Origin of the sequence: Corynebacterium sp. H127 (genome assembly GCF_037482665.1) — a bacterium.
Lineage (GTDB): Bacteria > Actinomycetota > Actinomycetes > Mycobacteriales > Mycobacteriaceae > Corynebacterium.
Window position 1 is genome coordinate 192,736 of record NZ_JBBHKY010000004.1, and the last position, 20,880, is coordinate 213,615.

Genomic DNA, 20,880 nt, shown 5'->3' on the forward strand with positions numbered 1-20,880 from the left:
CCTCCTAGGTTTTGATTAGGCTAACCTTACTAACAAATGTATTGAACGACAATAAGGAAATTCTGATGATGAATCGCCGTTCCTTCCTTGCCGCTGCAGCGGTATCCGTCCTGCTGCTCACCGGTTGCTCTAAGGCCGATGTCGAACAGACTGGTCCGGGTGCAGAGCGTATCGCCGCCCTTGGGCTTGGCGACGTTGACACCCTCCTCGCTCTCGGCGTCACCCCAGTGGCAGTCGCACCATTCTCCGCGCCTGACGCAGTGTCCAAGAATGGTCTCGAGCCATGGGCTGAAAAGCTCGGTGAGGGCAAAGAAATGACCCCGATCTTCAACACCTCCAAGGGCTTTACCGCCGGGGTGCTGGAAGAGGTTACTGCCACCAACCCTTCCCAGATCATCGCCGTGAACCAGGCAGTGGATCCGCAGGCGAAGGAAGCGCTGGAGAAGATCGCTCCCACCACCCTGAAGCCAGAAGGCTTTGCGGACTGGCAGATCCCGTGGAAAGACCAGGTGGAGCAGATCGCCGGAGCCGTGGATAAGGAAAAGGAGGGTGAGAAGCTGATCAAGGACACGGAGGCCGCCTTCGAGGAGTACAAGAAGAGCCACCCTGAGCTGCAAGGCAAGAAGGCTGCCGTCGTGATGTCATACAGCGGCAAGCTGGGCCTGTACACCGATGCGGACGGCCGTGGCCAGTTCATCGAGTCCATGGGTATGGAGATCCCGGACGGGGTCCAGGGCACAGATAAGTCCCAGTTCTACCTCGATATTGCGCCGGAGAACTACTCCATCCTGGAGCAGGTAGACGTGCTGTACGTGCTGGATTACGAGGGCTCCGCCGAGCCTCTCAAGACGGATCCTGCCTTCGCCGCTTTGCTACCAAAGGCCAAGTTCATTGAGCAGTCCGTCGGTAACGCCATGAGTGTTCCGAACCCTGTCAGCATCCCGTGGGCTCTTGAAAAGCTTAAGTAGCGCGCTCACCCTCGTTGCACTGCTCGTTGTATCACTCGCCGTTGGTTCTAGGGCACTGCCGCTAGCCGACGTCCTTTCTGCCCTCGCGGGCAACGGCCCCGCCGATATTCACAACATCGTGTGGGGCATGCGTATCCCGCGTGGGCTCTTGGCGTGTCTAGCGGGCGGTTCATTGGCGTTGGCCGGGGTGCTTGCTCAGGCCTGGACCCGGAACCCACTGGCGGACCCGGGCATCGTGGGGATTACCGCTGGTGCGCGATTTGCTATTGCCCTCGCGGCGATCGCTGGTGTTGGTGGTGGCTTGTGGACTCAGGGCGTGCTGGCGCTGCTGGGGGCATTGGTGGCCACGGGTGTTGTGTTGCTGGTCGCCCGCACCACGAGCGATTCCATGACCTTGATCCTGGTGGGAGTGGGCATCAACGCGATGCTCATGGCACTGACCATGCTGCTGGCCCTGCAGTCGGAGTCGGTGTTCAATGACATGCGCCAGTGGTCGGTGGGATCCACCGTTGGGCGGGGCTATGGCGAGGTGCTCGTGGCGTTGGTCGGTTTCCTGATCGCGTTCTTGGTGAGCATCGTGGTCGCCCGGGACCTCGATATCCTGGCGATGGGCAGCGATACCGCAGCCGCGCTCGGGATCTCGGTGAATCGAACCCTGGCCCTCGTGATCACGGCGCTCGTCGTTGCCGCTGGCTCTGCGACGGCAGTGGTGGGGCCAGTTGCCTTCCTCGGCCTCGCCGCACCGCACATGGTACGCAGCCTCGGGCTCGTGACGGTACGTGACCTGCTATTGCCCACGGTTCTCGTCGGCAGCATCTTGGCGGTGCTGGCAGACATGATCGGCAGGCTTGCCCTGCGGCCCGGCGAAGTAGAGTTCTCCGTGGTCCTGGCAGCGATCGGCGCGCCTTTGATGATCTGGCTGATCCGCAAGGGGGCCCGACTGTGACCCGTTACGTACTCACGTGCGTCGGCGTAGCGCTGCTAGCGAGCGCCGCATACATCTGCCTCCTGTGCCTGGGTGCGGTGGCATTGACTCCCGCTGACGTGCTGGCCGCGCTCACCGGCGGCGGCTCTGCCCGAGCTGTTCAGGTGGTGTGGGACTTAAGGCTCCCAGTCGCCCTCGTCACTGCGATCGTCGGCGCAGCATTATCGACGGCCGGTGCCTGGACCCAAACCCTGGCCCGCAATCCACTGGCATCACCGGACATGCTCGGTATCAGTGGTGGCGCTGCTGTTGCAGTCGTCGCGGGTACCGTGCTGCTCGAGGTGAATGATTTCTGGGCGCGCGCCGGGCTCGCCCTGCTGGGCGGCATCGTTACGCTCACGCTGTTGCTGCTGCTCGGGTTGGGGCGCACCACCCAGCAACTGATTCTCATTGGTGTGGCCTTGGCGCTGTTTGCCCAGTCCGCGGTGTCCTATCTGCTGTTGCGCGCGGACTTGATGCGTGCGACAGAGGCCCAGGTGTGGCTTGCTGGCTCCACCGGTTTCGCGCGCTGGGAGGTAGTGCTGCCGCTCGTGTTGGGGCTGGCGCCCTTCGTGATCCTGGGGCTTTCCCAGCACTGCGATCTGCCGGTGCTCGCGCACGATGATGCCACCGCGATTGCTCTGGGTGTGCCATTGCGGCGCACTCGACTGTTACTCGTGGTGGCGGCAACTGGGATCGTGGCGGTGGTGGTTTCCGTGGTGGGGCCGTTGGGCTTCGTGGCACTGGTTGCGCCGCAGTTGGCCCGCATCCTTGGCGGTACCGCAGTGCCCGGTGTGGTGCTGTCTGCGCTGATGGGGGCGGCACTGCTGCTCGTGTGTGGCGTCCTCGTGGCGCTGTTGCCGGTTACGGCGCCAGTTGGTTTGGTGACGTCCGCGATCGGCGGACTCATGCTCGTCTATCTGGTTTCCGCTAGGAGGAAGCGATGATCCTGAAAGCTTCGAATGTTGTGGCCGGTTACGGCGAGGAGCCGGAAGTGGTGCGCGGGGTGAGCCTCGAGGCCGCTGCCGGGACTGTGACCACGCTGCTCGGGCCTAATGGCTGCGGCAAATCCACACTGCTCAAGACGATGTCCAAGGTGCTCGATCCGCGCTCCGGAACGGTGACGGTCGGGGCACAAGCGGTGGCAGACCTGCGACCGCGGGAGGCGGCGCGGCTCGTCGGCATGCTGGCGCAGCATCCGCTGGCACCGGCGGGGTTGACTGTGCGCCAGCTCGTCGAAAGGGGGCGGCATCCGCACCGGGGATTCTTCGGCGGGCTTTCCGACGCCGATAATTCCGCCATCGACGCCGCCCTTGCGGCCACCGCCACGAGCGAGCTCGCGGATCGCCTGGTTGATGATCTTTCCGGTGGACAGCGCCAACGCGTGTGGTTTGCCATGGTGCTCGCGCAGGATACCCCGGTGATCCTGCTGGACGAGCCCACCACCTATCTCGACCCCGCCCATGCCATCGAGGTACTCGAGCTGGCTCGGGCGCAGGCGGAGCTTGGAAAGACTGTGATCATGGTGCTCCATGACTTGATGCTGGCGGGTACCTACTCTGACGAGCTGGTGCTCATGAAAGAAGGATCCGTGCTTGCGCACGGATCCCCACTTAGTGTGCTGACCGCCGACAACCTGGCACAGGCTTATGGGCTTCGCGCAGAAATCTGGGATGATCCTGCGTCCGCGAGCCCGGTTATTGTGCCGCGTGGCGTGGTCTAGCAGCTAGATCTTCTCTTCGCTGTCTTCCTTTCCTGGCAGTACCAGGGAGAACAGTAGCGCGATCAGGCCGCAGCCCACGCCGATAATCATGGCAGTGGAGTAGCCGGATCCGCCGGTGGCAGCAGCCTGGGCGACGGTCGAGGCCATCACACCGATACCGAGGCCGGCACCCAAGTTGAAGGCCGCAGAGTTCAGACCCGGGAGCACGCCAGGGCGGGTTTCTGAAGAGTAGAGCACGCCCATCGCGTTGATCGTGGTGTTGGACATCGCGGTGTAGCTGATGCCCAGGCACAATGCAATCGCGAAGACGATCCATTTGTCGTGGTAGCCGGTGAACACGAACAGCGCCAGCAACACGGTGGATCCGAACAAACCGATCCGCAGCAACAGGCGGTAGCCCACCAGTGGCGCGTACTTGCCAACAAACGGGGAGATCAGCCAACCAGCCAGCGAGAATGGCGTCAGGTACATCAGCGCGGACACCGTACTGCTCATACCAAAGCCGGCGGGATCTTGGGAGATCGCTGGGATGAGGTAGAGCAGGGTGGCAAAGGCCGAGGCCATGGTGAACAGGGTGGTGCCCAAGAGTCCCCAGGTGGAGCGCTTCTTCAGCTCGACGAGTGGAACCAGCGGGTCACGGTGGTTCTTCTCCACTGCGACGAAGGCGAATGCGGAGGCGATGCCGATGACGAACATTGCCATGGTCCACATGCTCGACCAACCCAGCTCACTGAAACCGAAGGTCACGCCCATGTTGAAGGACCACAGTGCCAGCGTGAGCGCGATTGCGCCCAGCCAGTCCATATTCGCTACCGCGGTGACCCTGGTTTCTGGGACCCAGGCCAGGAGCGTCAGCAAGGCGATGAGCTCCACGGCCAGGATGCACAGGACCACGGCTTTGTAGCCGAAGGCGTCGGTAAGCATGCCGCCGACCAAGGTATCAATGCCCGCGACACCGGAGTTGATGGCAGCGACCAGGCCGATGTAGAAGCCGTATCGCTTCGGATCCAGGATGGCGCGCAGAGTCAGGTTGCCCAGCGCGAAGGTCGCACCGCAGAAGCCCTGCAGTGCGCGGCCGATCATCAGCCACAATGGGGATGCGGTGAACAGGATCAGCAGGGTTCCGAAGATCATGACGGAAACGGAAACGATCAGAACCCTTTTACGGCCGATCTTGTCCGCGAAAGGAGGGAAGAAGACGGCGAGCGCGGCAGCTACTGAAAGGAAGACAGTAGAGGACCAGCCGATGACACCCGGGTTGGTGTGGAGGCGGTGGGCCATATCGCCAATCGACGGCGAAAGCATGGTGGCGTTGAGCTGGAAGCTTGAGATGACCAGCATCAACGCGGTCAATACGAGTGCCGGGGAGGCATCTTTACCGCGGACTTTATCCACGGCTACCGGAGCTGAGCCTGACATCACCACATCAATTCGATCGAAGGGACGGTTGGGGTGGCCAGGATGGTGTCCAGCATCGCGAAGAACGCAGCGTGGTCGGCCTTCTCAATCACCGTGGCGTTAGGGGTGAGGTCATACTTGTCCCAAGCCATCGCGGAGAAGCCGCGGGTGAGCTCGGAGTTCGTCTCAATATCAACCCGGTAGCGGCCATCTTGCAGGACGATCTCAGGGTGCAGCAATGCTGCCAAGGTCATCGAATCTGGGTGCGTGGAGCCGAAGACACCGACGGATTCGTTGAAGTCCAAGGTGGTGTCACACACGCGCTTGAAGAAGCGTGCGATAGGCGTATCCACGGACACCGTGCGGTCATAGACCTCACGGGTGATGGTGGCGTCGTCGAGGGTTACTGGATCCCATGGCAGGATCACGATGTCTTTGAAGCCGGCATCCATGACGATCTGGGCAGCCTCAGGGTCAACGTAGAAGTTGAATTCAGCGGACGGGGTGATGTTGCCACGGCCGTTATTAGAGCCGCCCATGATGTAGACACTCTTAACGTTGTCTACAAAGCTGCGATCCTTAACAATGGCCGTCGCAATGTTGGTGAGCGGACCGATGCAGACGACGGAGACTTCGCCTGGGTTTTCGGCCACGATGCGGATCATGGCATCCACAGCATGCTCGGTAGAGGTGGAGCAATTGCTGAAGTCCATGGACAGGCCGCCGGCGCCATCGCCGTGGACGTTTTCCGCAGAGGCCCAAGGGCGCATCATGGGGTTATCGCAACCAATATGGATGGGCACCTCGCCCAATTTGCCGCAGACGCTCAACGTCATGTGAGCGTTAGCAATCTGCTTTTCAAAGCCCACGTTTCCGGCAACCATGGTGATGGCGCGGAGATCGGCTACCGGGTCAAGCAGACCGAGCATGATGGCGACACAGTCGTCTTGAGCAGTGTCGGTGTCAAGAATGAAAGGGATCTTAGACATGTGGCGTGAATCCTTATGTGGTTAGTAGCTATCAGCGTTATTTAGGTGGCCCGTGACGATTGCTACCGAGTTGGAGGAACCAACGAGGGCAGCGCCCGCCTGAATCAGGGAGAGGGCGTGCTCGAAGGTGGAGATACCGCCAGAGCCCTTCACCAGCACCCCTTCCGGAGCGAGGGACTTGAGGAACTTGATGGATTCCACATCCGCCTTTTGAACCGAGCCGGAGGAGGCGTTCTTGAGGTACTTCACGCCCGCCTCGATGGAGAGCTCCACGGCAGTCTTCTGCAGTTCAGGGGTGAGCAGTGGCAGCTCCAGCATCACCTTGATAGGCACGCCGCAGGCGACGACGCCGGCGATGTCCTCGCGGAAGCGATCGAACTCGCCATCCTTGAGCCAGCCGATCTGCACTCCGATATCAATCTGGGTGGCGCCCAGGCGTACCAGTTCTTCTGCCTCCGCAGCCTTGCCACGGGAGGTCATCACACCAGTGGTAGGGAAGTCCAATGCCGAAGCGACTTCGATGCCGGTACCACGCAGGACTGCGGCGGTTTCCTTTACCCGGGAGCCGGCGACCATAGCAGCGTTGAAGCCATAGGTGACGGCTTCTTCGGCGTGCTGGATTGCCTCCTCTTTAGTGGTGCCAATGGCGATGCGGGTGTGCTGAATGTATGGAGCCAGATCGCTCGGATTGACGATGTTTTCCGGTGAGACAGTCATGAAGACCTTTCCTTAGAGAGTGATATTGAAACGATTTTTGATGAGTTGAGCCGTCGGCAAAGCCGGGATGACACCTTCAGACTCAACTGCAACTGAACCGACGAGGCAGCCGAAACTGCTCGCGAAGGTGAGGTCGTGGCCATAGAGCAGCGCCGCGGCGACACCGGCGTTGAAGGTATCTCCCGCGCCGGTGGTGTCCACGATTTGCTGCGGGACTATTGGATCAACTCGGTGCGCTTTGCACGGGGAGTCTTTGCTTACAACTACGGCGCCTCGTGCACCGTCGGTGAGGATCACATCCACGTGGTGGCGCTGGGCCAGCTGCGAGGCGATATCCTCGGCGGTGTCGGCAGCTTCGCCGACTGCTTCGCCGACGCCAAGCAGCTGGCAGGCCTCGGTGTAATTCGGGGTAATCAGGTCCAGATTCGCCCAGTCCGCTTCTGTGAGCTGCGGCGCGGGCGCGGGATTCAAAATGACGCGACAGTTTGCCTCGCGCCCAAGCCGAATCGCGGCGCGAATGGTGTCCTCGGGGATTTCACAGGAGATCAAGACGATGTCTGCTTCCTCGAAAGCCGCGGCGCGATCTTGTAACAGCGCGGGCGTTAGATCGTCGAGAACCCCGTTTGCGAGGACGATGCGGTTTTCGCCGGAGGCTTCTGTGATGATGCAGCCCACCATCGTGTTGCCCGGTATGGATATCACGCCGTCGGCATTGATGCCTTCCTCGTGCCAGAGGGTGCGGGCGAGCTTCGCGCGTTCGTCTTCGCCGACAGCCGAAAAGAGGCTGACGTGTGCTCCAAGCCGAGCAGCGGCGACCGCTTGGTTTGAAGCTTTGCCGCCGTGGTGTTCTTCCAACCGAGCGCCAGAGACGGTTTCTCCCGCTGTCGGCGCTCGTTGGGTATAGAACGAAAGGCCGACTCCGTAGCCTCCAACAACCAAGAGTTTCATCTAGCTTCTCCTTCGGGGAAAGGGCGATGTGAATGCAGCCTGTGATATGTGTACAAATCTACACAATGTGAACAACTATGTACATGAATTGTGATGAGTTCCCCATTGCCTTTGTTTTCTCCATGCAAGCTAGGCTGAAAGAGTGGGAATCGGAAAGGAAAACACGGCACAGGTCATTGACTTGGGCCTGCCCGATCCGTTGTATCGGCAGGTCTCGGACTATTTGCGCGGGAAAATCCTTTCTGGGCAGTGGCCCTCGAAATTGAGGTTGCCTTCTGAGCCGGATTTAGCAAAAGAATGTGGCGTCTCCAGGGGCACATTGCGCAAGGCGATTGAGCAGCTACGAGCAGAAAAGCTCCTCGTGCAAGTGCGAGGGCGCGGAACATTCGTGACAGAACAAGCGATCGATTCTGCGATGACCACCACGCTGTCCTCCATCTTTGAGGAATTGACCCGCCGCGGCATCGACTTTTCCACACGGGTGCTCACCCAAGAAGAATGCCGGGCGGATGAGTCCATCGCGGCCCGGCTGGGCTTGCCCCCCGGCGAGAAATTGGTGCATCTGGAGCGTTTGCGTTTCGACGCGATCGGCCCCATCGCCTTCATCCGCAACTACGTCACCCTGTCGGCCGCCGAGCGGGCGGAGCTGCTGGCCACCAACTTGGAGCGGGAATCCCTGTTCGCGGAGATTGAGCGGATTCAGGAACACCCCATCGCATACGGCGAACGCTCCATCACGGCGGTAGCTGCGGGTGGGGAAGAAGCGCGAGCGCTCGGCATAGCGCCCGGTTCCCCGATGCTGTACATGGAGCAGGTGTCTTTTGCAGCAGATCAGCAGGCGATTGAGTGCTCGAGTATTTGGATTAATCCTGCGCGAATGCGAATTCATGCGAAGGCTGCGCGCTAGCCATCGTTTGGTTCTGGAATGCTGCGCATCTCAGGTAGGCTTCTAAAGCGTTATAGAGGAAAGGGCCCCTACATCCATGCCAAAGAACTTTGCGGAAACCACGTTCACGGATCCGAAGCAGATTCGTAACTTCTGCATCATCGCGCACATCGACCACGGCAAGTCCACGCTGGCCGACCGCATTCTGGGTCTTTCCGGCGTCATCGAGGCGCGAGACATGCGCGATCAGTACCTGGACAACATGGATATTGAGCGCGAGCGCGGCATCACCATCAAGGCGCAGAACGTGCGCATTCCGTGGACTCCGACCACGGGTAAGCATGCCGGCGAAGAGATCGTCATGCACCTGATTGATACGCCGGGGCACGTGGACTTCACCTATGAGGTCTCCCGCGCGTTGGAGGCCTGTGAGGGCGCCATTTTGCTTGTCGACGCCGCCCAGGGCATCGAAGCCCAGACGCTGGCTAACCTCTACCTGGCCATGGAAAATGACCTGGAGATCATCCCAGTCCTGAACAAGATCGATCTCCCAGCCGCCGATCCGGAGAAGTACTCCCTGGAGATCGCGAACATCGTTGGCTGCGAGCCAGAAGACGTGCTGCGTGTGTCCGGAAAGACCGGTGTCGGTGTGCCAGAGCTGCTGGACAAGGTGTGCGAACTCGTGCCCTCACCGTCCAACGCGCTGCCGGTGGACGCGCCTGCCCGCGCCATGATTTTCGACTCCGTCTACGACACCTACCGCGGCGTGGTCACCTATATTCGTATGATCGACGGCAAGCTCGAACCACGCCAGAAGATCAAGATGATGTCCACCGGCGCTACCCACGAGCTGCTGGAAATCGGCATCGTGAGCCCGACCCCGAAGAAGTGCAAGGGCCTGGGCCCCGGCGAGGTGGGCTACCTGATCACCGGTGTAAAGGACGTGCGCCAGTCCAAGGTCGGCGATACCGTCACCTGGGCACAAAACGGTGCCGAAGATGCACTCCAGGGTTACGCAGACCCGAAGCCGATGGTCTACTCCGGTCTCTTCCCAATCTCCCAGGCGCAGTACCCAGACCTGCGCGATGCGCTGGAGAAACTGCAGCTTAACGACGCCGCCTTGACCTGGGAGCCTGAAACCTCCGTCGCCCTCGGCTTCGGTTTCCGCCTCGGCTTCCTCGGCCTGCTACACATGGAAATCACCCGCGACCGCCTGCAGCGCGAATTCGACCTGGACCTGATCTCCACCGCGCCGTCGGTAAGCTACCGCGTCGTCGCCGAAGACGGCGAAGAGATGATGGTGCACAACCCTTCGGACTGGCCGGGCGGCAAGCTGCGTGAGGTGTGGGAGCCGATCGTGAAAACCACCGTCATCGTGCCGGCAGAGTTCGTGGGCACCACGATGGAGCTATGCCAGCAAAAGCGCGGCCAAATGGGCGGCATGGACTACCTATCTGAGGACCGCGTGGAGCTGCGCTACGTCATGCCGCTTGGCGAGATCATCTTCGACTTCTTTGACATGCTCAAGAGTAGGACGCGTGGCTACGCCTCCCTCAACTACGAGGAAGCAGGGGAGCAGGAGTCTGACCTGGTCAAGGTGGATATCCTGCTGCAGGGCGAGCCTGTCGACGCCTTCTCCGCCATCGTCCACCGCGACAACGCCCAGTGGTACGGCAACAAGATGACCGTGAAGCTCAAGGAGCTTATTCCTAGGCAGCAGTTCGAAGTGCCTGTTCAAGCTGCGATCGGCACGAAGGTCATCGCCCGCGAAAACATCCGTGCGCTGCGCAAGGACGTGCTGGCCAAGTGTTACGGCGGCGACGTCTCCCGTAAGCGCAAGCTGCTGGAAAAGCAGAAGGAAGGCAAGAAGCGCATGAAGAACATCGGTTCCGTGTCCGTGCCGCAGGAAGCGTTTGTGGCGGCGCTGAGTACGGATGAGGGGTAGTTTGCTTTTGGCTTCTCGACGGCCATTTTCGGGGAATTCTGGGGGGCGGCCATCAGGGTATGTCTAGAATCGGGCAAACTTAAGTCCTCGTTGTCTCTACATAGAATGAGTTCTATCGCAATACTTTCGGGACAAGTTCCTAATGATTTCCGTTTCTGGCCGATGGCGTTCGACTGAGATGAATTGACTACAGAGTCAGTTTGATCCTTTATAATTACATTATTGAAATTCGAGCTTTTGTACCGCAATTGAGGAAAATAATAGGAATGAGCGGCATTCTCAACAAGCATCGTGGTCGGCCAACGAGTTCAGCTTTTCTCAAGGAAGGCTTGAAATGAGGGATTTTGCTACTCATTTATCTAATCATCAGGCGAAATACTTTGCTCATGAGCTAGAGCGTAGCTATTCCAATGATCATGTGGGTAAGTTGGCTGGGCTTTTGTTTGATGCTCAGGTGGAGCCGAAGCCGCACCAGATTGAGGCGGCTTTGTTTGCGCTTAAGGGCAATGCAACTCGCGGTGTGATTCTGGCGGATGAGGTTGGTCTTGGTAAGACGATTGAGGCCGGCATTGTGATTACGCAGTATTGGGCGGAGCGTAAGCGCCAGATTCTAATTATTGCTCCGGCAAGCCTTCGGCAGCAGTGGAAGCAGGAGTTATACGAGAAGTTTTTGATTCCCTCGGAATTGCTGGATTCAAAGTCTAAGGTTAGCTTGCTCAAAGTGAAGACCGGGAGTCAGGTCTTGATCGCGTCCTATGAATTTGTGCAGCAAAACAAGGCCGATCTGCTCAGGCGTTGGGATCTGATTGTCGCTGATGAAGCGCATCGTCTGCGCAACTTCTATAAGGGCCGTGCTCAGTCCAAGGTGGCATCATCGGTCGGTGATGTTCTGGATGGTGCAGGCAAAATTGTATTACTGACTGCCACTCCATTGCAGAACCGTTTGGAAGAGATTTACGGCCTAGTTTCGCTTTTCGACCCGGAGTACTTCCGTTCGTTGGAGGTTTTTCGTGAGCGTTATATTAAGTCCAATGGTTCGCAGTTTAGTCCGGACGATTTAGCTGAACGTGTCGGTCATTTGACCAAGCGAACGTTGCGTCGGGATGCCGAAAAGTATATTCGTTTTACGAAGCGTGATCCGCTCACTGTTAAGTTTCAGCCTTCCCAGGCTGAAATGGAACTTTATGATCTGGTTAATAGCTATCTTCAGCGCGAGACGCTGTATGCCTTTAATAGTTCTCAGCGGTCGTTGTCTTCGCAGGTGATCCGTAAGCGACTCGGTTCGTCCACGTATGCGGTTGGTATTACTCTTCGTAATACGGCTCGTCGTTTGGCTGAAGAGTTGGCGGCTGAGGGCCGTCGCATCAGCAAACAGAGTTTCTTTGATTTTGAAGATGAACTTCTTGATGAAGAACAAGCGGCGTTTGAAGCATTCGGTGAAATGACCGAGAATGATCGAGGACACGATTGGTCAGATCCGCAGGTTAGACGGCTTGTGCAATCCGAGATCGATGAGCTTAACGAGTACGCATCGTTGGCGGAATCGATCCACCAGAATCAGAAGTCGCTGAAACTTGGTGAAGCTATCGAGCGTGGTTTTGAAAGGCTTCGGGAAGTTGGAGCGCCTGAGAAGGCCATTATCTTCACTGAATACACTGCTACCCAGGACTTCCTAGCGGAGACTTTGCGGACTGCCGGTTATGGCGACGGATTGGTGTTTTTCAATGGTCAAAATAACTCTCCCGAGTCAACAGAAATCTACCGGGCCTGGCTCAAGAAGAACGCTGGCAGTGACGTCATTACTGGTAATCCGTCAGCGGACCGCCGTAAGGCCATAGTCGACTACTTCCGCGACAGCGGCAAGATCATGATCGCTACCGAAGCGGCGTCGGAGGGTATCAACCTTCAGTTCTGTTCGATGCTGATTAACTATGATCTGCCGTGGAATCCTCAGCGCGTTGAGCAACGTATTGGCCGTATCCATCGATATGGCCAGAAGTACGATGTCGTCATCGTCAATTTCTTTAATGAAGGTAATGCCGCTGAAGCTCGCATCCTGGAGCTGCTTGAAAACAAATTCCACTTGTTTGATAGCGTCTTCGGCGCCAGTGACGAAGTGCTTGGTCGAATCGAGAGTGGGTTTGATTTCGCCCAGGAGATCGCCAAGATTTACGACAATTACCGCACAGCAGATGAAATCAACACGGCATTCCAAGTGCTGGAAGAAAAGTACGCTGATACGGTCAGTAAAGATATGGCTGAGGCCCGATCAAAGGTTTTCGACAATCTTGATCCATCGGTTCGTGACCGTTTGAAGTCGTACGATGAACAGTCTGGCGAGGTGCTCAATAAGTTTGAGCAGTTGCTCTTACTCTTGACGATTTATCGTCTGCAGAACATGGCTGAGTTTGACGGTGATGGTCGCAACTTCGTGCTTCATACCGCTCCTATAGGCGACATTGCGACAGGTCGCTATCACTTTAAGTCTTCACCGAGCGAGAATTCTCGACAGTACCGTTACCACAGCGACTTGGCTAAATATGTCATTGATGGCGCAATGAGCGCCGAAACGCCTTATCAAGAGCTGGTGTTTGATATCAGTCAATCAGAGCGTGTGAGCTCTCGAATGAAGCAACTAGTTGGACAATCTGGCGCTCTGACGGTTCGTAGCCTGACATTCACGATGAAGGCCAACGATAACGACATTTCTGAAAGCTATCTGCTGGCAGCTGGTGAGTCCGATAACGGTGAATCCCTCAACCAAGAAGATGTTGCCGAAATGATGGACCTGCGGGTATCCGAGTACCTCGATGGGGAAAGAGGAATCACTCCGGAGGTGTTTGCTGAGGCTATACGCAAGCAGCAAGAGTCACTGGAAAAGGAAGTGCAACTCCGCAATTCGAGTTATTACAACCAGCAAGAGGAGTTGCTTGAGTCGCAGATTCTCGACTTGGACACTGAGCGCAGAAAAGCTGTTCGGGAACTAGAGCAAAAGCGCAAGGACTTGCGTAAGCAGGCAAACCAAGCGGATGACTCGATGGAGCAGCTCAGGTTTAAGAAGAAGGCTCGCGCGCTGGATGTTGAAATTGATGAGATCGAAGATAGGTATCGAAAAGAAAAGCGAGATCTGCGAGATCATGTCGATGAGTTGCATATTCTGATTAAGCAGTCGTTGCAGGGCAAGCGGGTAGAGAAAGAAATGTTCACTATTCGGTGGCGGATCAAATCGTAAACAAAAGGCAAAAGGAGATAATGGTGAACGAAGAACGAGAAATGATCAATGAAGTGCCAGGCAGTAGCCCTGAGTTCCGCACTGAGCTCGCTGAGCAATTGGCGGATCTTGCTCCTGAGGCGATCGCTGACGGCAAGATAGATGTTGAAAAGCTCAAGGAGCTACTCGAAGGCGATGCTTCTGACACTAGCGAGCGTTTTGGTTTGTTTTGGCCAGGTAAAAAGCGTGCTATGCGCGCAGCCCAAACCCCAACGACCGCGACTCTTCGCCCCGACAAGGAAAACTCCAAAGATTGGGACACCACCAAAAACGTGTTCATCGAGGGCGACAATCTCGAAGTATTGAAGATCCTGCAGAAGCACTACCACGGCAAGATCAAAATGATTTACATCGATCCGCCGTACAACACAGGCAAAGACTTCGTTTACCAGGACGATTTCAAAGAGGGAATTAACACCTATTTGGAGTGGTCTAAGCAGGTCAACGAAGAAGGCAAAAAGATGTCTTCGAATTCAGAATCTGAGGGGCGCTATCACTCTAACTGGCTCAATATGATGTATCCGAGGTTGAAGCTAGCGCGAAATCTACTTGAAGCCAATGGCGTTATCTTCATTAGCATTGGTGTCGATGAAATGGACAATCTGAAGAAGATCTGCAATGAAGTCTTTGGAGAACAAAACCATATTGCCACCTTTGTCTGGGAAAAGACTCAACATTTTGGCCGTCAAAAGGTGAATACCTACTCGAATTATGACTATGTGCTATGTTTTGCGCGTCAGCTTTATAGCCGTGACGGCATGAAAAAGGAACTACTGGTTGAGTATGAAAAGAACGAGTTTGAAGATGCACCTCTCTATAATGCATCGAATCCAACTAAAGTAGTCAAATTTCCGGCAGGAACAGTCAAGTTCAATATCAAGGACGGCGAGTATTCACGTTCAACGGATGAAAAATACTGTCTTTTGTCTGAAGTTCGGGTCGTTGATGGGAGAAACCTTAATGATTTTGAACTTGAGTTTCGTTCAAGGTGGTCTGCTCAAAAAGTAATCGACGAAGTTTCAATGGGGACTACCTACTGGGTAAAAACACAAGCATTTGCAATTCGTGCAATTTACGGTGCTGGCAAGACTTTCAAAGAGTCGCCCAGAGAGTTGATTTTCACGAACGGTGGCGCGGTCAACGCGACAAAAAGCCGCTTCGGCCAAAAGGTTGGCACCAGCGATGAGGGAACCGCCGAGGTGAGCAGCTTGATGAAAAAGAAAGTATTTGATTATCCGAAGCCTACCTCTTTGATTCAGTACTTGGTTTCCCTTGTCGAGCCTGGTATTATTCTGGACTTCTTCGCTGGCTCCGGCACCACCGCAGAATCCGTCATGCGAGTAAATAGCTCTGATCAACACAGAAGAAGATTTATCCTTGTTCAGCTGCCAGAACCAGTACCTAGCGGGTCGATTGCTGAATCTGAAGGTTACAAGACGATCGCTGAAGTGTCACGAGAACGCGTTCGTCGAGCAGCCGAACAAATCTCGAAAGTGACTAAAAACGAGGCACCTACTTGCTCAAGTCGACTTGATACCGGTTTTCGTTCTTACATGCTCGCCGACACCAACTTCACCAAATGGCGAACCGAGTCTGACATCGATGCAACCAAGTTGGAGCAGCATTTGTTGGAATTGCGCGACAGCAGCGACGACAATGCGACTGCAGATGACTTGCTAACCGAGATCTTGATCAAGCAAGGGCATTCTTTAGTTGAGCAGATTCGTGAACTCTCAATCGCTGACTTGAAGTACAAGTCTGTAGTTCGACTGGATGAGGAGAAGGACGAAGAAGACACCTTTGTACTTGCCTACCTCGATGAGCACACTAAGCCATCCCTGTCTCAACTTCGGGCGGCTGTCGATACAAAGCCAGTTCAGTTCATCATTTTGGAAGATGCTTTCCAGGGCGATGATGAGTTGAAGACGAATCTGGCGCAGATGTGTAAGACCAACAATATTGAATTATGGACCGCGTAGGAGGAGGTGACAATGAAATTTAAGTTTGATGCAAAACAGGATTATCAGATAGCGGCGATCAATTCGGTGACCGATCTGTTCGATGGTCAGCCGAGCAATGCAGGCGATTTTCTTACGACTTTTCTTACTACGACAGAGCTGCCAAAATCTGGCAACCAAGCTTTGGATCTGGATCTTAGTGAAGAGGTTGGTGCGGTTGGTAACAACTTTCTTCTAGACGAAGAAACTGTGCTTGAAAATTTAAAAGTTGTGCAGAACGCACAAGGCCTCAAGCCCGCACGTGAACTGAAGGATGGTTTGCAGTTCGATATTGAGATGGAGACCGGAACCGGTAAGACCTATGTCTACCTGCGCACCATTTTCGAGCTGGCCAGAAAGTACAACTTCACCAAGTTTGTGATTCTGGTTCCAAGCGTTGCAATTCGCGAAGGCGTCACAACCAGTATTGAGTTGATGTACGATCACTTCCGTCAGCTTTACCCAGAGTTGCCGTTCGACCATATGGTGTACAGCGGCAAAAACGCGGAAGAGGTTCAGTCGTTCGCGACGTCGACAAGCATCCAGATCATGGTTATGACGATTGGTTCGGTTCGTGGTCGGGGCAATAACCTGATCATGAATCAGACACGTGACAAACTGAACGGTCTACGCCCCATCGATTTCCTTCGTGCAACACGTCCGGTGTTGATCATGGATGAGCCGCAGAATATGGAGTCGGAGCTGTCCAAGACAGCCCTCGCAGGAATGGATCCAGCCTTCATTCTGCGTTATAGTGCGACCCATCGCGAGACCCGAAACGTGACGTATCGACTCGACCCGGTCGATGCCCATGAGCTTGGCTTGGTCAAACAGATTGTGGTGGCCGAAGCAACAGAACACGGCGGAGATGCCAAGCCGTACATCAAGCTCCTCTCGGTAGAAAGTAACCCATGGCAAGCAACCCTAGAGCTGGTGTGCCGAAAGAAAGACGGATCGTTCGATCGACAGGTCAAAAAGGTCAAGCAGAATCAAGACTTGGCCAAGGTGACTGACAACCCGGCTTACGACAATAACTGGCGTATCAATGAGATCAATCTTGACGGTCAAGGTTTCATCGAGCTCACCAATCACGGAATTCTTCAGGTAGGGGAGTCTATTGGCAGCAATGATGAAGCTGTTTATCGGGAGATGATCCGTGAGACTATTCGCGAGCATTTCCGTAAAGAATCTCTGATGCGCAAGCATGGCATTAAGGTGTTGAGTCTGTTCTTCGTCGATAAAGTTGCTAGTTACCTCGGCGAAGGCAGCGACAATGTAACCGCAGATGGCAAATTCGCTCAGTGGTTCGATGAGCTATTCGTTGAAGAGCGAGAACGCTTCCCGCACTACAAGGAGCTGTTGCCCCAGGACCCCATTGAGCTGCGACGGGCTTACTTCTCGCAGATCAAGAAAGGTGTTTACGGCGACACTTCTGGTGAGACGTCGAAAGATGACGATTCTTACGATCTGATCATGAAAGACAAAGCTCGACTGCTCAGCGAAGACGAGCCAGTGCGCTTCATTTTCTCGCACTCGGCGCTGCGAGAGGGCTGGGATAACCCGAACGTTTTTCAGATTTGTACGTTGCGGGAAATGGGCTCAGAGACCGAGCGTCGCCAGACAATTGGCCGTGGACTTCGTCTACCTGTTAACCAAGATGGTGAGCGCGTGGTTGACAGGTCTGTCGCCCAGCTGACCGTCGTGGCGAACGAATCCTACCAGGAATTCGCGAACAACCTTCAGAAGGAATACAAGAAGGCGGGCGTTGCCATTGGATACATCCGCAAGGGAGATTTCGCTAAACTGCCGAAGCCTGAAACCGCAGGTGAACAGAACTTGGGGTATGCGTTGTCCGAAAAGATTTGGGGAGAACTCAAACAGAAAGGTTTCCTGGAAAAGGACGGCTATGTCACTGAGTCGTTTAGGCCGGATGCTGAGGACTTCGCTCTCAATCTAAGCCCCGAGTTTAGCGTCGTTGAGGCCTTGATTATTGATGTCCTCAAGCGCGCCAATATCAAGAATCATGTCAAGCCTAAGCGCGACCGCAGAACCCGAAAGCTCAACAAGCAGCTGTATTTCACATCTCGCGAGTTTGAGGAGTTTTGGGAAAAGATTAGTCAGCGCACGACCTACAGTGTGTCAGTGGACCGCAACGTGTTGATCAAGAATGCTGTTGCGAAAATTAAGAAAGCTGAACAAATTGAGCCACTGCGCATCGAAGTGAAGAAGGCCAAGCTCAGTATTGCTCGCGGTGGCACGAAGGGTGCCGAAACTAGTAGTCGTACCACTGATCTGCGGGGCGGGTATAAGCTGCCCAATATTGTGACTGAACTCCAGGAAGCTACTTCTCTGACTCGCAAGACGATCATCGAAATATTGATTGAAAGCAGACGTTTGGATGACTTCATTGCTAACCCTAATGATTACGTCAAGATGGTCCGCGAAATTATTGAGGCCGAGCTGGCGGCGATCGTGACTGAAGGTATTCAGTACGAGAAGATCGGCGGAAGTGTCTATTCGTTAACGGAACTTCAGCGCGATGGTTTGGAAGAAAAGCAGTACTTCCTGGATAACCTCTACAAGGTGAAGAACAAGGACAAGACGGACTACGACTTTGTTGTGTACGACTCCGAGACGGAGCGAGAGTTTGCAGAGCTTCTCGATAGCCGCGACGATATCAAGCTGTTCTTAAAACTTCCGCCAATGTTCAAGATCGACACTCCGGTCGGGCCCTATAACCCGGACTGGGCGATTGTGAAACGTGTTGAAGGCGAAGACAAGCTTTATATGGTCCGCGAGACCAAGAGCACGATGAGCGAGCACCTTCTTAGATCTACAGAGCAAGCAAAAATTGATGCCGCAACTGAGCACTTCAAGACCATCGGAGTTAGTTACGCAAAGTCTGCTCCTGGAAAGTGGAATATATGATTTGGGTTAAAGTCTAGAGGGTCGAGTTGTAATTTCGTGAGAGTGTCGCTGGTTTAACGAGATTCGGATCCGGACTGCAAACGAAGTTGACGGAGGAATTTGTCGAATGAGTTTGGAAAAACGTCTTGGTCGGACCTGACTAAGAAGTGGACTGCACAGTCAGCCATTTAAAGTCTTCTGATTTGTGTAATGTGAAGATCAAACCGGTAAAAGACGGAAAAACAAAGACGAAATCTGACCGAATCGAGACTAGCTGCGCACATTGTCTGTAGGCCTAGTTTGCGGATCCCGAGCTGGCGTAGGGTGCAACAGTTTGTGGCTAGCCAACCGACCTTCCTGTTTGATTCTAGATCTAGATCTTTACCGTACTTGTTTTGCTGTTTAAAGTGAAAGCGTCAGCCAAACAAGTTTAGCTGAAGACAGATCTCATCAGAAGAAATCTGCCCCAATGTTAATTGGGAGTATGCGATAAGTTTTCAGTTGTTTGGGTCGAAACGGTTAACCATCCATTTGGTAATTTGAATTACGCTGTCAGACCATCGAAGGATTTGGCTTGTCGAAACCTGGGAGCTTTTTCCGTGGGCGATTTTCTTTCTTGTTTCAACCAAACTGCCGACGTTATTTGAATGACGAGAATCATCGGCTTGAAACAGTTTAGCCAGTTCATCAGCCCAGATTGAATCAAAAGTGCGGACAAAGTCTTGAAGCTGCTTTGGAGTGCAGCCTAAAGAACTGGTTAGGCTCTTCTTGATGCGATTAAAGACTCTCTCCGGGGCGATAGTTCTACTATATTCACGGGCGAGGTCATCCCGTACGGACTCTAAAAGTCCAGCGGAACGGACAACTGCGTAGCGCACTAAGTAAGCTTCAACACGTGGGGGCATTGAATCTGATACTGAAGTGCGAATTGTACTGATTAGTCCTTGGTATTCATCGATTTGCTGTTTTACTATCAATGGTGGCCATTGATGTGTCGGGAGGCCTTTCATGTCTCTATTCTCCAGCAGGAGTGGTCAGGTATTCGGTTGCAAGTTGAAGGCGAGAAAAAACAGCATCCGAATCCGCCGTTGCTCTGGTTGTAGATTGAACAAAGAGCTGGTTATGGATGAGTGATTCAAACTGCTCTTTCAGGTCTTCAAGATTTGCTACGCTGTCGCTTCTCATCAATGACACAAAGATAGCCTCAGCTTGTGCGGCGTTTACCTGGTTATTTCCAGGTCGCCGAATGGCTTCGGGGCCGATGAACTTGCGGATTAGCTCTGCAGTACTTTCAAACTTTTGAAAGTAGGGCTCCAATTTTTCCGTATTTTTCCGAAAGTCAGACGTGAAACTATTAAGAAATGATTTTAGAGGGCGCTGGTAAACTGCTCCTCTAAACGATAGTGCTAGAATACGCAATACAAGTTCGTGGTCTCTCAGTCGTGTTGACTTGTTTCCGTACAGGTACCGCCAATGTGTATTGTCGTTGAGTTCTGCTACTCTCGACATTAATTCACCTGGGAATAATGCTACTCGTACTTCGTGGGGGGTTAAGTTAGTTCCCCCGGCATTCAACCTTTCGAAAATCTGATACACAGCTTCGTAACTATCATCGTCGGTCGCGGCGACAATAGTAGCTGTTAGAAATGAATCGTCAAGTTGGTTGCGATAGTCTTCAGGAAGAGTTCTGTATGTTAAATTCTTAAAATCTCCACTTACATTCTCGAGGCGAAATTCTCGTCCATTATGAATCCCTGAGTAAAAGCGGCGTAGAGTTTCCAATCGTTGCTGACCGTCCAGAACAAGGAGTTTATTATCGGGTGCCTGTTTCACTAAAAAAATGCCAGGTACCGGGTATCCTAAAAGCAATGACTCGATGAATCTGTCCATCTGTTTTTTTGTCCAAACGAACTTTCTTTGGAAAAGTGCAGATTGAACTTTGTCATCCGGTGTGCCGAATTGTGGAATGAGCATTGTGCCACGCTCAAGGCGCTTAACGAGTCCGTCAACTGGATAGTCTTGGGTGTGAAAGGTTACGCGTTCTTCTTGGGGAGGGGCCTCAGACTGGTCTTCGATTTCCTCCTCTGTAAGCGTCCGATCGAGCAAATCTTCGGGAAACTCTTTTGCATCCATGATGCTCAACATAATGCAAAGTTCGGTCTAAGAT

At 54.4% G+C, this 20,880-nt stretch carries 15 protein-coding genes; 9 read left to right on the plus strand and 6 right to left on the minus strand.

Annotated elements, in window-relative coordinates:
- Positions 1-65 precede the first annotated feature (65 nt).
- The 4 genes from WG936_RS06300 to WG936_RS06315 are packed head-to-tail and all read left to right on the plus strand — an operon-like array spanning position 66 to position 3,655.
- Positions 66-968, plus strand: a complete 903-nt coding sequence (locus tag WG936_RS06300; protein ID WP_339572419.1) for an ABC transporter substrate-binding protein — start codon at positions 66-68, stop codon at positions 966-968.
- Complete coding sequence (locus tag WG936_RS06305; protein ID WP_339572420.1) at positions 952-1,914, plus strand: FecCD family ABC transporter permease; 963 nt, start codon at positions 952-954, stop codon at positions 1,912-1,914. The genes WG936_RS06300 and WG936_RS06305 overlap by 17 nt, the downstream gene beginning before the upstream one ends.
- The gene (locus WG936_RS06310) at positions 1,911-2,879 is read left to right on the plus strand and encodes a FecCD family ABC transporter permease (RefSeq protein ID WP_339572421.1); all 969 of its coding nucleotides are present in this window, start codon (positions 1,911-1,913) and stop codon (positions 2,877-2,879) included. The genes WG936_RS06305 and WG936_RS06310 overlap by 4 nt, the downstream gene beginning before the upstream one ends.
- Entirely contained in the window at positions 2,876-3,655 is a 780-nt protein-coding gene (locus WG936_RS06315) for an ABC transporter ATP-binding protein (RefSeq protein ID WP_339565457.1), read from the plus strand. Before WG936_RS06310 ends, WG936_RS06315 begins: the two co-directional genes overlap by 4 nt.
- A 3-nt stretch (positions 3,656-3,658) precedes the next feature.
- Here the strand turns inward: WG936_RS06315 and WG936_RS06320 are convergent, their stop codons facing one another.
- Genes WG936_RS06320 through WG936_RS06335 form a run of 4 tightly spaced genes read right to left on the minus strand, consistent with a single transcriptional unit; the run spans position 3,659 to position 7,707 of the window.
- On the minus strand, positions 3,659-5,074 hold the full coding sequence (locus WG936_RS06320; RefSeq protein WP_339565458.1) for an MFS transporter: 1,416 nt from the start codon (positions 5,072-5,074) through the stop codon (positions 3,659-3,661).
- The gene (locus WG936_RS06325) at positions 5,074-6,042 is read right to left on the minus strand and encodes a nucleoside hydrolase (protein ID WP_339565459.1); all 969 of its coding nucleotides are present in this window, start codon (positions 6,040-6,042) and stop codon (positions 5,074-5,076) included. The genes WG936_RS06320 and WG936_RS06325 overlap by 1 nt, the downstream gene beginning before the upstream one ends.
- Before the next feature lie 21 nt (positions 6,043-6,063).
- Positions 6,064-6,759, minus strand: coding sequence for a deoxyribose-phosphate aldolase (deoC, locus tag WG936_RS06330; protein ID WP_339565460.1), 696 nt, complete (start codon positions 6,757-6,759; stop codon positions 6,064-6,066).
- A gap of 12 nt (positions 6,760-6,771) precedes the next feature.
- Positions 6,772-7,707: a ribokinase gene (locus WG936_RS06335; RefSeq protein WP_339572422.1), complete on the minus strand. Its 936-nt coding sequence runs from the start codon at positions 7,705-7,707 to the stop codon at positions 6,772-6,774.
- A 142-nt stretch (positions 7,708-7,849) separates the two neighbouring features.
- Between WG936_RS06335 and WG936_RS06340 the strand changes: the two genes are divergently transcribed.
- The 5 genes from WG936_RS06340 (at position 7,850) to WG936_RS06360 (ending at position 18,734) form a co-directional block, all read left to right on the plus strand.
- Positions 7,850-8,614 (plus strand): GntR family transcriptional regulator, encoded by a 765-nt coding sequence (locus WG936_RS06340; protein ID WP_339565462.1) that lies wholly within the window; start codon positions 7,850-7,852, stop codon positions 8,612-8,614.
- A 76-nt stretch (positions 8,615-8,690) separates the two neighbouring features.
- Positions 8,691-10,538 carry a translation elongation factor 4 gene (gene lepA, locus WG936_RS06345; protein WP_339565463.1) on the plus strand — a complete coding sequence of 616 codons (1,848 nt, stop codon included), beginning with the start codon at positions 8,691-8,693 and terminating at the stop codon, positions 10,536-10,538.
- A gap of 334 nt (positions 10,539-10,872) precedes the next feature.
- Positions 10,873-13,770 (plus strand): SNF2-related protein, encoded by a 2,898-nt coding sequence (locus tag WG936_RS06350; protein ID WP_339565464.1) that lies wholly within the window; start codon positions 10,873-10,875, stop codon positions 13,768-13,770.
- Between the two features lie 20 nt (positions 13,771-13,790).
- Positions 13,791-15,788 (plus strand): site-specific DNA-methyltransferase, encoded by a 1,998-nt coding sequence (locus tag WG936_RS06355; RefSeq protein WP_339565465.1) that lies wholly within the window; start codon positions 13,791-13,793, stop codon positions 15,786-15,788.
- Between the two features lie 12 nt (positions 15,789-15,800).
- A complete protein-coding gene (locus WG936_RS06360; RefSeq protein ID WP_339565466.1) occupies positions 15,801-18,734 on the plus strand; it encodes a restriction endonuclease in 2,934 nt (977 codons plus the stop codon).
- 476 nt (positions 18,735-19,210) lie between these two features.
- Here WG936_RS06360 and WG936_RS06365 read toward each other — a convergent pair whose 3' ends face one another.
- Both WG936_RS06365 and WG936_RS06370 read right to left on the minus strand, forming a co-directional pair.
- Positions 19,211-19,723 carry an MAE_28990/MAE_18760 family HEPN-like nuclease gene (locus tag WG936_RS06365; RefSeq protein WP_339565467.1) on the minus strand — a complete coding sequence of 171 codons (513 nt, stop codon included), beginning with the start codon at positions 19,721-19,723 and terminating at the stop codon, positions 19,211-19,213.
- 4 nt (positions 19,724-19,727) lie between these two features.
- A complete protein-coding gene (locus WG936_RS06370) occupies positions 19,728-20,846 on the minus strand; it encodes a DUF262 domain-containing protein (RefSeq protein WP_339565468.1) in 1,119 nt (372 codons plus the stop codon).
- Positions 20,847-20,880 lie beyond the last annotated feature (34 nt).